The sequence below is a fragment of the Polynucleobacter sp. MWH-Creno-3A4 genome (genome assembly GCF_018881885.1).
GTDB lineage: Bacteria > Pseudomonadota > Gammaproteobacteria > Burkholderiales > Burkholderiaceae > Polynucleobacter.
On sequence record NZ_JACXSA010000001.1, the window covers coordinates 315,482 to 330,488 of the forward strand.

20 protein-coding genes are annotated in these 15,007 nt (G+C 45.2%); 3 read left to right on the forward strand and 17 right to left on the reverse strand.

Features of this window, described 5'->3' with window-relative positions; all coding sequences use genetic code 11:
* The 15 genes from ccmI to IEN92_RS01555 form a co-directional block, all read right to left on the reverse strand.
* On the reverse strand, positions 1–1,191 hold the full coding sequence (gene ccmI / locus IEN92_RS01485) for a c-type cytochrome biogenesis protein CcmI (protein ID WP_216159902.1): 1,191 nt from the start codon (positions 1,189–1,191) through the stop codon (positions 1–3).
* On the reverse strand, positions 1,191–1,667 hold the full coding sequence (locus IEN92_RS01490; protein ID WP_215373749.1) for a cytochrome c-type biogenesis protein: 477 nt from the start codon (positions 1,665–1,667) through the stop codon (positions 1,191–1,193). Before IEN92_RS01490 ends, ccmI begins: the two co-directional genes overlap by 1 nt.
* The gene (locus IEN92_RS01495; protein ID WP_215373751.1) at positions 1,664–2,194 is read right to left on the reverse strand and encodes a DsbE family thiol:disulfide interchange protein; all 531 of its coding nucleotides are present in this window, start codon (positions 2,192–2,194) and stop codon (positions 1,664–1,666) included. Before IEN92_RS01495 ends, IEN92_RS01490 begins: the two co-directional genes overlap by 4 nt.
* Positions 2,191–4,107, reverse strand: coding sequence for a heme lyase CcmF/NrfE family subunit (locus IEN92_RS01500; protein ID WP_216159905.1), 1,917 nt, complete (start codon positions 4,105–4,107; stop codon positions 2,191–2,193). Before IEN92_RS01500 ends, IEN92_RS01495 begins: the two co-directional genes overlap by 4 nt.
* On the reverse strand, positions 4,104–4,538 hold the full coding sequence (gene ccmE, locus IEN92_RS01505) for a cytochrome c maturation protein CcmE (RefSeq protein ID WP_215373754.1): 435 nt from the start codon (positions 4,536–4,538) through the stop codon (positions 4,104–4,106). The genes IEN92_RS01500 and ccmE overlap by 4 nt, the downstream gene beginning before the upstream one ends.
* Positions 4,535–4,723 (reverse strand): heme exporter protein CcmD, encoded by a 189-nt coding sequence (gene ccmD, locus IEN92_RS01510; RefSeq protein ID WP_215373756.1) that lies wholly within the window; start codon positions 4,721–4,723, stop codon positions 4,535–4,537. Before ccmD ends, ccmE begins: the two co-directional genes overlap by 4 nt.
* A complete protein-coding gene (locus tag IEN92_RS01515; protein ID WP_216159908.1) occupies positions 4,723–5,493 on the reverse strand; it encodes a heme ABC transporter permease in 771 nt (256 codons plus the stop codon). The genes ccmD and IEN92_RS01515 overlap by 1 nt, the downstream gene beginning before the upstream one ends.
* Positions 5,490–6,155, reverse strand: a complete 666-nt coding sequence (gene ccmB, locus IEN92_RS01520; protein ID WP_215373759.1) for a heme exporter protein CcmB — start codon at positions 6,153–6,155, stop codon at positions 5,490–5,492. The genes IEN92_RS01515 and ccmB overlap by 4 nt, the downstream gene beginning before the upstream one ends.
* Positions 6,152–6,799 carry a cytochrome c biogenesis heme-transporting ATPase CcmA gene (gene ccmA, locus IEN92_RS01525; protein WP_216159911.1) on the reverse strand — a complete coding sequence of 216 codons (648 nt, stop codon included), beginning with the start codon at positions 6,797–6,799 and terminating at the stop codon, positions 6,152–6,154. The genes ccmB and ccmA overlap by 4 nt, the downstream gene beginning before the upstream one ends.
* A 187-nt stretch (positions 6,800–6,986) precedes the next feature.
* Positions 6,987–7,967, reverse strand: coding sequence for a zinc-binding dehydrogenase (locus IEN92_RS01530; RefSeq protein ID WP_216159914.1), 981 nt, complete (start codon positions 7,965–7,967; stop codon positions 6,987–6,989).
* Between the two features lie 34 nt (positions 7,968–8,001).
* Positions 8,002–8,436, reverse strand: coding sequence for a DUF2452 domain-containing protein (locus IEN92_RS01535; protein WP_216159916.1), 435 nt, complete (start codon positions 8,434–8,436; stop codon positions 8,002–8,004).
* Between the two features lie 31 nt (positions 8,437–8,467).
* On the reverse strand, positions 8,468–9,001 hold the full coding sequence (locus tag IEN92_RS01540; protein ID WP_370623857.1) for a superoxide dismutase family protein: 534 nt from the start codon (positions 8,999–9,001) through the stop codon (positions 8,468–8,470).
* Between the two features lie 94 nt (positions 9,002–9,095).
* Positions 9,096–9,644 (reverse strand): DUF3833 domain-containing protein, encoded by a 549-nt coding sequence (locus tag IEN92_RS01545; protein WP_216159922.1) that lies wholly within the window; start codon positions 9,642–9,644, stop codon positions 9,096–9,098.
* Positions 9,645–10,193: a chalcone isomerase family protein gene (locus IEN92_RS01550; protein ID WP_216159925.1), complete on the reverse strand. Its 549-nt coding sequence runs from the start codon at positions 10,191–10,193 to the stop codon at positions 9,645–9,647. It lies immediately after the preceding gene.
* Entirely contained in the window at positions 10,190–10,600 is a 411-nt protein-coding gene (locus IEN92_RS01555; protein WP_216159928.1) for a thiol-disulfide oxidoreductase DCC family protein, read from the reverse strand. The genes IEN92_RS01550 and IEN92_RS01555 overlap by 4 nt, the downstream gene beginning before the upstream one ends.
* A gap of 59 nt (positions 10,601–10,659) precedes the next feature.
* Between IEN92_RS01555 and IEN92_RS01560 the strand changes: the two genes are divergently transcribed.
* Both IEN92_RS01560 and IEN92_RS01565 read left to right on the forward strand, forming a co-directional pair.
* A complete protein-coding gene (locus IEN92_RS01560; RefSeq protein WP_216159931.1) occupies positions 10,660–11,034 on the forward strand; it encodes a DUF2237 family protein in 375 nt (124 codons plus the stop codon).
* Positions 11,031–11,930: a histone deacetylase gene (locus tag IEN92_RS01565; protein ID WP_216159933.1), complete on the forward strand. Its 900-nt coding sequence runs from the start codon at positions 11,031–11,033 to the stop codon at positions 11,928–11,930. The genes IEN92_RS01560 and IEN92_RS01565 overlap by 4 nt, the downstream gene beginning before the upstream one ends.
* Positions 11,931–11,994: 64 nt before the next feature.
* Here the strand turns inward: IEN92_RS01565 and IEN92_RS01570 are convergent, their stop codons facing one another.
* Positions 11,995–13,107, reverse strand: a complete 1,113-nt coding sequence (locus tag IEN92_RS01570; protein ID WP_216159936.1) for a linear amide C-N hydrolase — start codon at positions 13,105–13,107, stop codon at positions 11,995–11,997.
* A gap of 114 nt (positions 13,108–13,221) precedes the next feature.
* Here IEN92_RS01570 and IEN92_RS01575 point away from each other — a divergent pair, with 114 nt between their 5' ends.
* Positions 13,222–13,857 carry an NAD(P)H-dependent oxidoreductase gene (locus IEN92_RS01575; RefSeq protein WP_216159939.1) on the forward strand — a complete coding sequence of 212 codons (636 nt, stop codon included), beginning with the start codon at positions 13,222–13,224 and terminating at the stop codon, positions 13,855–13,857.
* Positions 13,858–13,998: 141 nt separating this feature from the next.
* Here IEN92_RS01575 and IEN92_RS01580 read toward each other — a convergent pair whose 3' ends face one another.
* Positions 13,999–15,006: a cytochrome d ubiquinol oxidase subunit II gene (locus IEN92_RS01580; protein ID WP_216159942.1), complete on the reverse strand. Its 1,008-nt coding sequence runs from the start codon at positions 15,004–15,006 to the stop codon at positions 13,999–14,001.
* Position 15,007: the final 1 nt, after the last annotated feature.

Genomic DNA, 15,007 nt, shown 5'->3' on the forward strand with positions numbered 1-15,007 from the left:
TTAAGGACGAACTTGATTTACTACAAGCTGGACATTGCTTGCGCCAACCTTAACAGTTTGCACAGCAGAGATTAAGTCTCCGGCTTCTTGTTTTGCCATTCCTGTCTTGGAGACCCTGACTTCAATAGTCACCTCAGATTGTTTTGAGAGCGGGTCACTTGGATTCATCGCCAAAGCATCGTTCAATACAAAGTTCATTGGAAATTCTGTAGCAGGCATCCTCAGAACGGCCACAGGCATGCGCTCACCAGGCTTGCGAGCAATCACCATTACGACAGCGCCGGGCTGTACTGTGGATATTAATTCTGCTGATAGTGCAATCTTGCCACTGATACTCTTAACTGTAACTGCCGCAGGGGATTTTGCAGGAAGACCGCCTTTGCTGCGCGCATCTGCAATCGAACCCTCAATTGAACGAGCTTCTTCAGTTCCCGGAGGTATTTGTTGCGCCAGCTTTTCCCAAGTCTGGACAGCAGCCCGATAATTTCCTGATGTATAGGAAGCCGTTCCTGAAAGCCAGAGAGCCATCATATTATTCGGATCCAATTTCAGTGCTTGCTGAATCAGTTGCAAGGGCTTACCAGCAAAATTTCCATTGGCTTTTACTGCCAGCGCATCTGCATAGTCAGCCAAAAGCTGAGGATCGGAATCAATAAAACTACCTGCATGTTCATAGGCTTTAATGGCATCATCATTGCGACCCAAAATCTTGTATGAGCGCGCTAACATCGCCCAGCCTTTTAGGTTTGTTGGGTCTTTTTCCATCTTGGCAGCGAATTCCGAGACCATTTTCTCAACACCCTCACGAGTCATGGGTTGCGCTGCTTTCATTTCGGCAACTTGGCTAGCATCTCCAAGAGAAAGATAAAGACCGGAAGACAGTAAAACAACAAAGATACACAGTCCTATGACAGTCTTTTTACCTGAACCCATTACGGCTTGGGCGTCTGCTTCATGGGTATCCTGAAAGAGGCGTTGACGCATTTCAGCATGGGCGATTTCATAATCAGCCGCCGTTAAATTACCAGCACTGCGCTCTGCTTCTAATTTATCAAGTTCCTCGCGATAAATAGCAGCATTCATTTGACGGCGGGAGGTGCCTGGAAACTTGGATGGAAAAATAAAAGGGCGCAAAAGCAACACCAGCACCAAGATCAACAACAGAAAAGCAGAGCTTAAAAAAATGATCATTAGATACCCTTTTCACCCTGACGATCACTCTTCAGGAGGTCATCTAAGCGTCGATTGTCTTCGTCTGACAAGGCGATATTGTTTGCAGAAGCATTCCTGCGGCGCAGATAAGTAAATAATCCTGCGACTCCAATTAAAAGAATGATGAATGGGCCGAGCCACAGCAGCCAAGTAATAGGCTTTACTGGTGGTCGATATAGAACAAAATCCCCATAGCGTTCAACCATAAAATTTCTGATCTGCTCGTCGCTCTTGCCCTCTTTAATCAGAACTCGAATCTGCTCACGTAAATCATTAGCCAAGTCTGAGCGAGATCCTGCCAAAGATTCATTCTGACAAACTAAGCAACGCATTTCTTCAGAAATACTAATTAGGCGTTGCTCTGTTACGGGATCATCCACCAAAGGAGCGGCATCTTTTGCTTGGGATATGCCAATACTCAAAAGGCAAAGAGCAATCAAGAAAATCTGCTTCATGATTTTTGCAGCTCCCTAATTAAGGGATACATTTTTTGATTGAGCAGTTCAATCGTTATTGGACCAATGTGTTTAAAGCGGATAATTCCAGCCTTATCAATCACGTAGGTTTCAGGAACTCCGTACACACCATAATCAATTCCCACGCGACCATTGGCATCAAAAGCAGATAGCGTGTAGGGATTGCCCTGCTTGGCCAACATTGCCAATGCATCCTCACGGCTATCTTTGTAATCTAAGCCAATCACTGGGGCAATGTGTGATTTGGCTAGCTCAACTAACACGGGGTGCTCTTCGCGGCAGGCCACACACCAAGATGCCCAAACATTGAATATCCAGACCTGCCCTTGCATACTGGCAGGAGAGAAAGATTGATTGGGCTCTGAGAGTTGTGGAATATTAAAAGCCGGTGCAGCTTTATTAATGAGCGGTGATGGCACTTCATGAGGGTCACGATTCAAGCCAATAGCCAAAAAGACTACCAAGACAATAAAAAGCATCAAGGGAATTAAAAATTTGGCCTTCATGATTGTCTTCTCAATTTCATCCGATAGCGTTTGTCAGACATTGCCAAGACACCACCCAAAGCCATCAATAAACAACCACCCCAGATCCAATCTACAAAAGGCTTGTAATAGACCCGAACCGCCCAAGATTTATCGGCTAATTCTTCACCAAGTGAAACATAAATGTCCCGAGTCAAGCCAGCATCAATTGCTGCTTCAGTCATTGGCATGGTAGATGAGAAATAACTACGCTTTTCTGGATAGAGTGTGGTTTCTAATTTGCCATCTTTCATGAGCAAGAATGCGCCGCGCATCGCTTGATAATTTGGCCCCGGAACAGTGCTGACACCCTGCAGCTGGATTGTATAAGCACCAACTGAAACTGTTTCACCCGCAGACATGCGCACATCTTTTTCTTCTTGATAAGCACCGACCATAGTGATACCAATCACGAATATGGCAATTCCAAGATGGGCAACTTGCATACCCATAAATGAACGGGTAGGTTTACCAACCTTTGCTTGGCGAATAATTTGCAAACAACCTGAAGCAATCACCCAAAAAGCCAATAGGAAACCGAGACCAGCTAACCAGGTGAAATCGCCCATGATCAACGGAATCGCAATGCCTGCAATGAGCGCTACTAAACCGGCAATCCATAAACGCTTAATCACCGTTAATAAATCTGTTTTCTTCCAACTTGTCCAAGGACCAATACCCATCAATACCAGCAGAGGAATCATGATGGGAACAAACACGCTATTGAAGTACGGTGGCCCGACTGAAATCTTCCCCAGATGGAGAGCGTCAATCAACAAAGGATATAAAGTGCCAAGCAATACGGAGCCTGCAGACACTACCAAGAAAACATTCCCGAGAAGAATAAAAGTTTCCCTTGAGCTCGCACTAAATTGACTTCCTGATGAACTCTTCGGTGCACGTAATGCAAACAAGGTCAATGAAGATCCCACAACCAATGCGAGGAAAATTAAGATGAAGATTCCGCGACGAGGATCAGTAGCAAAAGCATGCACAGAGGTGAGTACCCCTGAGCGCACTAAGAAAGTACCTAACAGGGAAAGCGAGAAGGCGATGATTGCAAGCAATACAGTCCAGCTTTTAAAACTGCCACGTTTTTCAGTCACCGCCAAGGAATGCAATAAAGCCGTACCTACTAACCAAGGAATAAATGAGGCATTTTCTACCGGATCCCAAAACCACCAGCCACCCCACCCTAACTCGTAATAAGCCCACCAAGACCCCAGAGCAATACCTAATGTGAGAAATACCCAGGCAGCAGTTGTCCATGGGCGAGACCAACGCGCCCAAGCAGCATCTAAACGGCCTGAGAGCAACGAAGCAATTGCGAAAGCAAAGGCTACCGAGAAGCCAACATATCCCATATACAACATGGGTGGATGAAAAACCAAACCCGGATCTTGCAACAATGGATTTAGAGAGCGGCCATCTTGTGCTGCGGGCAATAAGCGGGCAAAGGGATTCGATGTGGTTAATACAAAAAGTAAAAGTCCACTAGTCACTAAACCCAAGACCCCTATTACTCGAGCAACCATAAACTCATCAAGCTCTTGAGAAAGTTGGGCTACCAAAATCGTCCATGTGCTGAGTAGAAAAATCCAGAGGAGCAAAGATCCTTCATGGCCGCCCCACACCGCACCTAAGCGATAAACCACTGGTAACTGTGAATTCGAATGTTCGGCTACATACAGAACTGAAAAATCATTGACATAGAAGCTCCAAGCCAAGATTACAAATGCAATCGCCAGCAAAAGGAATACGGTTTGCGCTGCAGGTCTAGCCAGTATTAGTCCCTCACGTCGACCTTGATGTGCACCTATCAGAGGCAATACACCTTGAATTAAAGCAACACACAATCCCAGAATTAATGCGTAATGCCCAATCTCCGGAATCATGGTTTGCTTCCGTTTTTCTGTGCTTGCTCCAATGCATGCTTAGCTTCAGGAGGCATATAGTTTTCATCGTGCTTAGCAAGTACTTCACTCGCAACGAATTCGCCATTAGCATTCATACGACCCTGAACAACTGCGCCCTTACCCTCCTTAAATAAATCAGGAAGAATTCCGGTATAGGAAACGGGAATATCCTTAACCAGATCTGTGATCACAAAATGGACTGTTAGGCCATCACGCTTAAGAGAGCCATCCTTCACTAAACCACCAATCCGAAATGCTTGGCCCTTTGGTGCATTACCAGTTGCAACTTCACTAGGCGTAACATACAAAGCGATATTGCTATTGAGTGCATTCAAAATCAGAACTGCAGCCACCCCAATCACGGCTAGTGCTGCCAGAATCAATAATGCACGCTTATGTCTAGGTTTCACTCAATATTCTCTTGATCAAACTGGTCCGCTAAAAGCTCTTGTTGGAGTCTACGCACAATCGCCCTGTAGCGTGCACGCACAAACAAAGGCTCCAAAATAAGAACTAGAACACAAACACCAAAGCTACTCCACACATACAGTGCGTAGCCACCCATGGCAAAAAATTCGGCTGGGCTATTCCACATCAGCGCTTCACCTCACTCAATTGTCGCACCCAATCAGTATGGGCTTCACGCTCCAAAATGATGGCTCTTACCCGCATTAAACCGACCGCAACGGTATACATCCAGAAACACAGCGCCATTAACAGCATGCCCCACAACATTGTCTGAGCCATGGCTGGAGCCTTAGTTAAAGAAACCGAAGCACCTTGATGCAAAGTGTTCCACCACTTTACCGAGAAATAAATAATGGGTACGTTCACCACCCCAACCAAAGCCAAAATCGCACCGGCTTTATCTGCTCTGCGAGGGTTCTCAATCGATGCTTGCAGAGCAATGAATCCCAAATAGAGGAATAACAAAATTAATTCTGAAGTCAGTCGTGCATCCCATACCCACCAAGCGCCCCACATTGGCTTGCCCCAGAATGCTCCAGTCCACAGAGAGAGGAATGCCATCCATGCCCCTATGGGAGCTAAGGCTTGCGCCATCATGGCAGAGAGGCGCGTATTGAAGACCAAACCTAGACCAGCCCACGCTGCCATCACGATATAAATAAACATGGACATCCAAGAAGCAGGTACATGAATAAAAATAATCCGATAGCCTTGACCTTGGACCGCATCGACTGGTGCCACAAAAAAACTTACCCATAGGCCAGCTGCACCAAAGATCGCAGTCAGAACCCAAAAAATCGGGATGAGCTTTCCGGCAAGAGGATAAAAAGTGCTCGGGCTAGATAACTTAAACCAGTTAATCCAGCGATTATCAGAAAGGTGATTTACTTCATTCATTCGATTGCAATCTTTATGGCGGCAGCACTTACCCAAGGTACAAATGCTAAAGCCAAAATCAATAAAGCGCCCAGCAATGAGAAATGCCCCGATATATTCAGACCAACACTATTAGCATAGACCGCACCAGCACCAAAAATTAATACGGGAACATACAAAGGCAAAATTAATAGGCTCATCAATACGCTTCCACCCCTAAGACCCAAAGTCAGTGCAGCCCCAATAGAGCCTAGCAAGGATAGCACTGGCGTACCCAACAAAAGTGATGCCATCAGCACATATAAGGAGTCTGCATCCAAGTCAAACTGAATACCAATAATCGGAGCCAGTATGACCAGAGGAAGGCCGCAAACAAGCCAATGAGCCATAATTTTTCCAGAAACCAATAAGACTAGGGGCTGTGGCGCTAACACTAACTGCTCCAGAGTGCCGTCTTGATAGTCAGAAGCAAACATGCGATGAAGCCCAAGCAAGGTTGACAGTAAAGCAGCAACCCAAATCACTCCGGGAGCAACCTTTCGGAGCAAAGCAGGATCGGCACCGATTCCCAATGGGAAAAGACTCGTCACAACAACAAAGAAAAATAATGCTGTCAGGACCTCACTCTTGCGACGCATCACCAAAAGAAGATCGCGCTGAATAATGGCAAACATTGCGTTCATAGCTCAAGCACCCGAACACTTGGCAGGCTTACCGTCTGATGACTTGTTAGAACTACTAAGCCACCATCTGAAAGATGCTCAGCAATCAAATCTTGTAAGGCATTTACTGCCTTGGAATCTAAAGCGTTAAAGGGTTCATCCAAAATCCACAACTTGGCCTGGCGGGTCGACATACGCGCCATCAAAAGGCGACGTTTTTGCCCAGCAGACAAACAATGCACTGGTAAATTTTCACGTCCGCGTAGACCAAAGTGCCACAATGTAGCCAATGCTTTTTCAAGGGGCAAGGCAACATCATCTAACTCTGCATACATCTTCAGATTTTCTATCGCACTGAGATCTTCTTTTAAAGCATCTCTGTGCCCCAAAAATAGTAGCTCACGGTGATATGCCAGAGAGTCCAACCCGATGGATTGATTCCCCCAAAGCACCTCACCAGACTCAGGTTTAGATAGGCCAGTCAAAATACGCAAAAGACTGGTTTTGCCAACGCCATTCTCACCACGAATATGTAAGCACTGACCAGCAGAAACCGATAGATCGAGCCCAGAAAATAGTTGCCGTTCACCACGCACACAGCTCAGTCCTCGGGCTTCGAGTGCCAAGGTAGTTTTGCTAGAGGTCGGGGAAATGGTGGCTGTCATGTAAGGCTGCGGTGCGAATCAAAGCACCGCATGCATTGTCCAAGAGCACTCATAGGCTGTCAAACAACTGAAAACGGGTTTAAAAAATAATCTCTTTAAATTCAGATACTTACAGAATTATAACCCGAGGAAGGCTTTGAAATAAAAAGCCCCGCAGAAGCGGGGCTTAGATCTCAGAAAGGCCATCTTAAGGAATCATCACGATTGCGCCAGAGACCTTTCTGCCCTCGGCGGCACGGTGAGCATCAGCAGCTTCCTCAAGAGGAAACTTCGCACCAATTTGCACCTTCACCATTCCCTTAGCGATAGCCTCAAACACTGCCTTCGCATTTTCTTGCAGTAGTGCAGGGGTCGCATTGTGTGGAAATACAGAAGGTCTAGTTAAAAACAGGCAGCCCTTCTTATTTAATATCTCTGGCTGAATCTCTGGAGCCGCACCAGATGCGGCGCCAAATAACGCAACCGTGCCAAATGGAGCTGTGCAATCCAAGGAACCCAAGAAAGTAGTCTTAGCCACTGAGTCATACACCACATTCGCCTTCTTACCACCCGTTGCTTTGATCACCTCTTCGACCCAGTTCGGCTGAGAGTAATCGACCACTGCATCACAACCCGCTTCTTTAGCAGCAGCAACTTTTGCTTGTGAACCTACCGTACCAACCACAAATGCACCAAGCGCTTTGGCCCAACCAGCCAGAATTTGACCAACACCACCAGCAGCGGCGTGAACCAACACAATATCGCCAGCTTTTACTTTATAAGTTTTTTGGACCAGGTATTGCGCTGTCATCGCTTTGAAGAAAACAGCGGCGGCAACCTCATCTGAGACATTGTCTGGTACGGGAACCAATTTATCGGCGGCGACATTGCGTGCACTTGCATACGCCCCAATGCCGGCATTCATATACATCACACGGTCACCAACCTTGAAGCTCGTAACTCCTTCACCCAAGGCCTCAACAACACCAACTGCCTCGTGGCCCAGACCAGTCGGAAGATCAAGTGGATAAACCCCGGAGCGTTGATATACATCGATAAAGTTAAAACCAATTGCAGTTTGGCGAATTTGTACTTCACCCTTTGCTGGCGGAGGCAACTCTTTATCGATTACCTGGATTACATCGGCACTACCCAATGCAGAAAGACTAACTACTCGAGCTTTTGTCACATGTCACCTATGTTTGTTATTAAATAGAAAAAAATCATACAGTAAGGGCGTCTTCTTCAACTACAGCCCAAGTACTATCACCCAGCTTCTTCACGGCCATAGAGTAGTTCCAGCCATCTGGAATCCCGCAACTCCATTCTTTAGGGCCATTCTGTATCAGTACGTTGACTGCATTTCTGCTGTCGTAATACAAGTGATAGATTTTCCCGTGAATGGGATTAAAACCAAACTTTGCACCATGCACCATCTCGGTTGCATCAAGTCGTGCTTGTAGGGCGCGGGCTTGTTTCATTAATACTTCGGCTTGCTCCATGATGCGCTCATACTCTTGCTTAGCATTTTGCCGCGCAACATTGACAGCCTTATCTTTTTCTTCAACTACCTTAATGGGAGCAAATACAGGAGCCCCAACTTCCATGGGATATTCAATTCCAGCATGTCTTGCTGGATCAGTATCTTCTATTCTCATCGATGCCCCTGCATTTCCTTCAAATACTTATTTACTTAATTAAACCGCAGGCAATACGTGGGCCAGAATTTCCAGCAGGCTGTGATTTGTAGTCATCTGGGTCACGGTGAACCACGACAGAGCGCCCCACAATTCCAGTTGGGCCTGTATTTACCGCAAAACCATGCAAGGTGGCTGTGTAATTTGCATTGCCACTCGCATCCGACTTAATGTTCGGCAAATCACCAGCATGGTTCATGCCGCTATTTGGCATTCCGTGCGCTTTAGTTTCAGGATTGAAGTGGCCACCTGCACTCACTGCATCTGGCGAAGAGCAATCACCTTTTTCATGCACATGAAAGCCCTGCTCTGCATTTGGCTTCAGACCAGAAAATTTTCCATTAATCAATACATCATTCCCCTGCCAAACAAATGTCACTTCACCTTTTGCAGTAGAGCCTGACTTTGACTCTAGACTTGCATTTGCTTTTTGACCAGTGCCATGCTCCATCGATTGACAAGCAACCAAGGCAAGTAATCCAGCCAGAGATAACCCCAGTGAAATCATTTTAAATTTGCGATTCATCTTCATCTCCTAGATATTTCTACGTTGATTAAAGCCTTATGAAATGCTCTTTGGCACCTTTGAGTAAAGTGTGACACAAATTGAGGGGGTCTGCTTAGCGCTTGTAAAAGCTCAGGGTTACCTCTCCAAGCTCAATGCCAAACTTACTCATTTTGGCCTTATTTAGCATCACCTTGGGCGTAACCAGATACATCCAGTCATTAAATTGCACATGGTAAACAGTGCCGTCTACCGGCAAAGCCAAGGTATAGGTCCAATTTAAAGCGTTACCAGCTAACTCCCCCTGAGCATCGCCAACGACGTCATCTGCTCGGCCGATATATTTACCTGGTCCCTGCTCAATGAGAGTCCAAACGCGTTTTTGCTTGCTACCATCCGAATACTCAAAGCTCTCATCCAGCGTGCCTACTTTTTTACCATCAACTACCTTCCAATCGGCCTTAATGAGAACTGTAAAACGCTTCTTCACTTCACCACTTCGGTCTGTAAATATTCCATAAGCATCAATCGTCCCTGAAAAATACTCACTCATATCTAGAGTAGGTTTTTCATTGGCATATTGTTGGACACTCGGACCGGCACAAGCAAGCAAGAAAATTGCTGTCGCCAAAATTACCAATAACTTAAAAATAGAGTGGATCATTTAGCAAGCCTCATTAAAAATAGGTGGGGAACAACTTTGACCCAATAGGTCTTTACGTAATTTAGGTGCGCTCGTTTTTGGATCTAACCAGATACCAAAAAAAGCTTTTGAAAAATCTGCTCCAGGAACTTGGGCGATCCGTTTGCCATCATGATAAAAAAGGGTTCCCTGGGGTGGGTTATAGACTGCAGTCAATGTCTGGCCAGATTCTATATCTGGCAGAAAGTTCGCCAACTCTTTTCCCCACAAGCTTGCTTGCGCCTCAGGCACGCCAATCTTTTTCATTTCCTCAACACTACGATTGGCAATTGAAACTCCACTAAATGACTTGTGATAGCGGATATCTAAAGCAAACTCTGATGATGCTGGGTTGGCAGAACGATAGAAAGACGCATCGTAGATATGAAAACCCCACCATGTGAGCTTGCCACTACCCTGCAACTTTGCGGAATTGAGTGCGCTATCGATATGCGTGATGTCGCGCGCAAAACTCATAGAGGCAAAGCAAAAAATGATGGTCCAGGCTAAAGCCATCTTCAGAATTCTCATGATCTAGCCTTCGAGGCAGTAATCTTCACTAGATATAAAGCAGGTGGACCAAACAGACTGGAGATTGCATGTCGGTTCTTAGCAAAGAATCGGTATGCGTGCCGCAATGACGGCTGGAGGGCCTTTCTAGAAAAGACCCAAGCCAAGAATGGCAAGTTAGCCCTGCGATAAGCCTCTGGAAATACAGCGGAGCCCTCTATTAAGCCACCGCTTTCATATTGCGCGTACATCGCTGCTAATGCTTGGTCGCAAGAAATACCAACTGCATCAGCATGAAATTGCTTCGAGTTCACATCAACAAACTCCAATAGGCCAGCTTGATTTCTTCTTGACAAAAACAGAATTTCCGCTTGGCACAAAGGGCAGGAGCCATCGTAAAACAGAGTGAGTTTTTCTAGTGAAGTCATCGCTGAGCAAGTTTACGGCTTATTGAATAAACTAGCTGAGAACACACTCAAAGGAAGTTATGAACAAAGAAGTTGCCCTAAACGTATTTGGAGAGCCACTCATTCCCTGCTCTTTTGACCCCCTTACGGGCTTCTTTCGTGATGGTTGCTGCAAAACCAATGAAGAGGATGTGGGTAGTCACTTAGTTTGTGCAGTGGTCACTACTGAATTTCTGCAATTTAGCCTTGAAAAAGGCAATGACTTAATTACCCCCAGACCGGAATATCAATTTCCTGGCCTAGTTGCAGGAGACCAATGGTGTCTGTGCATAACTCGTTGGGTTGAAGCGGCCAAGGCCCACTGTGCACCGTTACTTAAACTGGAAAGCACTCACATTAAAGCGCTTGAGACGGTTCCTTTGGATATTTTGAAACAATATTCGAGTGAAATTTGAAGGCGTTTTATACCGATCATTTCGTATTACCGCTACCAGCAGGGCATCGCTTCCTAATGGAAAAGTATTCGCGCTTGCGAGATTGCGTCAGTACCCTAAATGGCATTGAACTACTTGAGGCTCCTGCGGCAAGCGATACTCAAATCTTGTATGCGCACGATCCCTCCTATCTCATCAAGATTATTGAAGGTAAATTAAGCGCAGAAGAACAAAGAGAGATTGGCTTTCCCTGGAGCGAAAAAATGGTGGAGCGCTCACGGCGCTCTGCTGGAGCTACCGTTGCAGCAGCCAAAAATGCTCTACAAGAAGGCGTTGCAATTAATCTAGCTGGCGGCACCCATCACGCCTATCGCGATCTCGGCAGTGGCTTTTGCATCTTTAATGACTCTGCAATTGCTGCACGAACCCTACAAAAAGAAGTAAATGCAAAATTAAAGGTCGCCATTATTGATTTAGATGTTCATCAGGGCAATGGCACAGCAGCTATCTTGCAACAAGATCCCACAATCTTTACGCTCTCGATTCATGGAGAAAACAATTTTCCATTCAAGAAGGAGTTGAGCGATTTAGACATTGGACTTCCTGATGGCTGTGATGACCAAACCTACTTACCAGCGCTAGAGGACAGCCTCAGTCAACTTGACTCCAGATTCAAGCCAGACTGCTTAATTTACCTTGCAGGTGCGGACCCCCATGAGGGCGACCGCTTAGGAAGACTCAAACTGAGCAAAGAGGGAATGCGCTTAAGAGATGAGAGAGTCTTTGCTTTTGCACTCGATCAAAAACTACCCATCGCCATTTCAATGGCAGGCGGTTACGGCAAGGAAATAGAATCTACCGTAGATATCCATTTCCAGACCATTAAAACTGCTCTGCACTTTCAGCAGCAATATTAAATATTGGAGGCATTCTCCAAGCCACAATGGGTAAATGACTTAATCATAGTCACTCATGTAGTCTTTAATTAATTGAAATAACAGCTTGTGGCTTATCTAATTTGTAGTACTTGATTTCTTTTGCATTGACATCCATCTTCTTCATATCAAAAGAATAGATATTCGTAGTCTCAAACATTTTGAGGTAGTAGATCATATTTTTATTATCTGCAACGACGCTCCACTCCGTAACTTCAATACCGCCAGCACCACCACCATAAGCATTCGTTGCAGGCAAACTAATCGCACCTGGTGGAATATCAAAACTACCTAATATGTGCCAAGCAGTATTAGTTTGTTGAGCTGTTGTGTAGCTAGAGGGAACCGACTTTGTTAAAAATAACGCACGGATAAAGCGGCTTGGACTCAAATAATCTCCAGGCAAGCCATGCAGGCCACTGCCTGAGCTTGGGGGTACAAAACTGGCGCCATTGATGACTATAGGATTCTTCTCAACACTTGTGAGATTGGCATAATTCCCAATATTGTTTAGTTGATCTCTGAATGCAGGATCATTGGTCATAACGCCAGTGGGATTATCAGTAATCACTAATTCACCCTTCAAATACTCAATCACAATGCTTTTACCTTTGGCATCATGCAAGGTCATACGCACTGGTGCAGATTGATTGTTATAGGCAGGAATGATGGAGCGGTTTACTTTAATTTTCTGAAAACCTGCCTTCACTTCATCAACGCTTGCAAAATTACTTAGGGCATAAAGCAACATCTGAATCGAAGCAATACTATTAGCAGAGTCTACCGGGCTGACGGCCTGATATACCGCGGTATTAGGGGCATTCAACAAGCCTCCCACTAGACCCTTCTCGTTCATACCATCGACTAAAACTGGCATTCCTAGGCCATTCATACCAGCGACTGCATATTTAGTAGTCCAATTCAGCCCTGAACCTGGCTTACTATCAACACCGACGCCAAGCATCGGTAGATTTCTGGGGACAAGCGTTAACTGAGATTTCAGGGGAAGGCCAAACTCCATCGTACGGCCATACACAAATCCATTGTCATTGCCCTTCAATAGAAAACTAGTACATGCATTACTTGAAAGGGGGGCAAAGGCTAATGTGCTTGAAACTGCTATCGCTAAAAATTGCTTGGCCATTTTTTGATTCATCATTACTCCTGCAATTGATTAAACAATATAAGCTTTTCTTCAGGTCAAAACTATTCGCCTATATATGACAGATTAAACTAAAATTGAATCTCTGAAGCAATAAATTTAGGGAAAAATATGAGTCTCATTGATAAGCTGCAGTGGCGCTACGCCACTAAAAAGATGGATCCAACAAAGGCGGTTCCGCCGGAGAAACTAGACCAGATTTTAGAGGCTATTCGTTTAACAGCCAGCTCTAGCGGCTTGCAGCCTTATGAGGTAATCGTCATTAGCAATCCGCAGATTCGAGAAAAGATTCAACTGATTGCGAACGGACAATCTCAAATCACAGACTGCAGCTACTTACTCGTCTTTGCAGCCTGGGATAACTACACTACAGAGCGCATTAATGCTGCGTTTGATATGACCGAGAAGATTCGTAATTTCACCAGTGAATCCGGAACCGCTTACCGGCAAATGCTTCTCAAAAATTACCCGAACAGAGACCCTGAAATCAATTTCAACCACACTTCCAAACAAGCCTACATTGGCCTGGGCACTGCTCTCATTGCAGCAGCCTATGAAGAGGTGGATAGCACCCCAATGGAGGGCTTTGATCCACAAGCACTAGATACACTTCTGAATCTTAAGGAGCGGGGCTTACGCAGCGTAGTAATGCTCCCACTTGGCTATAGAAAAGCAGACGAAGACTGGTTGCTTAATCTTAAAAAAGTAAGGAGAGCGAAGGAGAATTTTGTGAGCTGGATCAAATAGAGCGCTACCCCCAAAGACAAAATGCCAACCTTGAGGTTGGCATTTTATTTTGGAGATATCAATCAAAAAAACTATAGGAATCACTAAAGACCACGGCTTGCCAGCAGCCCCAGGGCCTGAAATGAAGGTTAATGCCCGGATTTAGTAATAACTCAGAGGCTTAGTCTTACCCCAAAAAATTCGGTAAGTCATGAAGGTATAAGCCAAAATCGCTGGCAACACCACAACCACTCCAATGAAAATCACCCACAGCGATTCGGTAGCAGAAGCTGCTTGCCAGATATCCATCTTATCAAGCACTAAATACGGAAATAGACTGTAGGCAATGCCAATGAATGATAAAGTAAAGATAGCCACGGTTAACAGAAATGGGCTCCACTCGCGATGCAGATGGCCACCGGCAATTTTTTTGAGACGGCGAATAATTAAGCTGAAACACAAAATAATCAGCAAGGGAATTGGGGCTAAATACAGAATGTTTGGAAAGGCAAACCACTTTTCAAACATTTGATGACTAACCAGCGGTGTTGCAGCAGAAATAATGACAATGCATACGCCAGTCATGAACAAACTTTTCCTCGCCCAAGTAATTGCCTTAATTTGCAATTCACCTTCTGCTTTTAAAATTAACCAAGTTGCCCCTAATAAACAGTATCCAAACGGCAAGCAAATACCTACCAAAACTGCAAACAACCAGGCATATAAGCTATTCTCAAGCCCCAAAATCACGCGGCCTATCATGACTCCCTGACAAAAAGTGGCTACTAGGCTACCGATAAAAAATAAGGCGTTCCACAAGGGTTTTTGCTCTACATTGACCTTCACCCGAAAGTCAAAAGAAACGCCACGAAGTATCAGCGCCATCAACATGAATGCGGCAGGCAGATAGAGATCATGCAAGATTGCGCCATGTGCCATCGGAAAGGCTATTAATAAGACGCCTACACCCAGTACGATCCAAGTTTCATTCGCATCCCAAAAGGGGCCAATCGAAGAAATCATTTGATCTTTTTCAGAATCATCGACAGCATTTAATAGGATGCCTACTCCCAGGTCATAGCCATCCAAGATCACATAGAGAAAGATCGATAGGCCCATCGCAAACAAGAAAAAGAGGGGCAACCAATTTTGGGCAAGGGCGTAATTCATG

Coding starts and splice junctions, on each gene's coding strand:
- ccmB (WP_215373759.1), bottom strand. CDS start 6,155: ATGAACGCAATGTTTGCCATTATTCAGCGCGATCTTCTTTTGGTGATG.
- IEN92_RS01575 (WP_216159939.1), top strand. CDS start 13,222: ATGAGTCTCATTGATAAGCTGCAGTGGCGCTACGCCACTAAAAAGATG.
- IEN92_RS01560 (WP_216159931.1), top strand. CDS start 10,660: ATGAACAAAGAAGTTGCCCTAAACGTATTTGGAGAGCCACTCATTCCC.
- IEN92_RS01545 (WP_216159922.1), bottom strand. CDS start 9,644: ATGATCCACTCTATTTTTAAGTTATTGGTAATTTTGGCGACAGCAATT.
- IEN92_RS01535 (WP_216159916.1), bottom strand. CDS start 8,436: ATGAGAATAGAAGATACTGATCCAGCAAGACATGCTGGAATTGAATAT.
- ccmD (WP_215373756.1), bottom strand. CDS start 4,723: ATGTGGAATAGCCCAGCCGAATTTTTTGCCATGGGTGGCTACGCACTG.
- IEN92_RS01580 (WP_216159942.1), bottom strand. CDS start 15,006: ATGAATTACGCCCTTGCCCAAAATTGGTTGCCCCTCTTTTTCTTGTTT.
- IEN92_RS01515 (WP_216159908.1), bottom strand. CDS start 5,493: ATGAATGAAGTAAATCACCTTTCTGATAATCGCTGGATTAACTGGTTT.
- IEN92_RS01490 (WP_215373749.1), bottom strand. CDS start 1,667: ATGAAGCAGATTTTCTTGATTGCTCTTTGCCTTTTGAGTATTGGCATA.
- ccmA (WP_216159911.1), bottom strand. CDS start 6,799: ATGACAGCCACCATTTCCCCGACCTCTAGCAAAACTACCTTGGCACTC.
- IEN92_RS01540 (WP_370623857.1), bottom strand. CDS start 9,001: ATGAATCGCAAATTTAAAATGATTTCACTGGGGTTATCTCTGGCTGGA.
- ccmI (WP_216159902.1), bottom strand. CDS start 1,191: ATGATCATTTTTTTAAGCTCTGCTTTTCTGTTGTTGATCTTGGTGCTG.
- IEN92_RS01500 (WP_216159905.1), bottom strand. CDS start 4,107: ATGATTCCGGAGATTGGGCATTACGCATTAATTCTGGGATTGTGTGTT.
- IEN92_RS01495 (WP_215373751.1), bottom strand. CDS start 2,194: ATGAAGGCCAAATTTTTAATTCCCTTGATGCTTTTTATTGTCTTGGTA.
- IEN92_RS01555 (WP_216159928.1), bottom strand. CDS start 10,600: ATGACTTCACTAGAAAAACTCACTCTGTTTTACGATGGCTCCTGCCCT.
- IEN92_RS01570 (WP_216159936.1), bottom strand. CDS start 13,107: ATGATGAATCAAAAAATGGCCAAGCAATTTTTAGCGATAGCAGTTTCA.
- IEN92_RS01550 (WP_216159925.1), bottom strand. CDS start 10,193: ATGAGAATTCTGAAGATGGCTTTAGCCTGGACCATCATTTTTTGCTTT.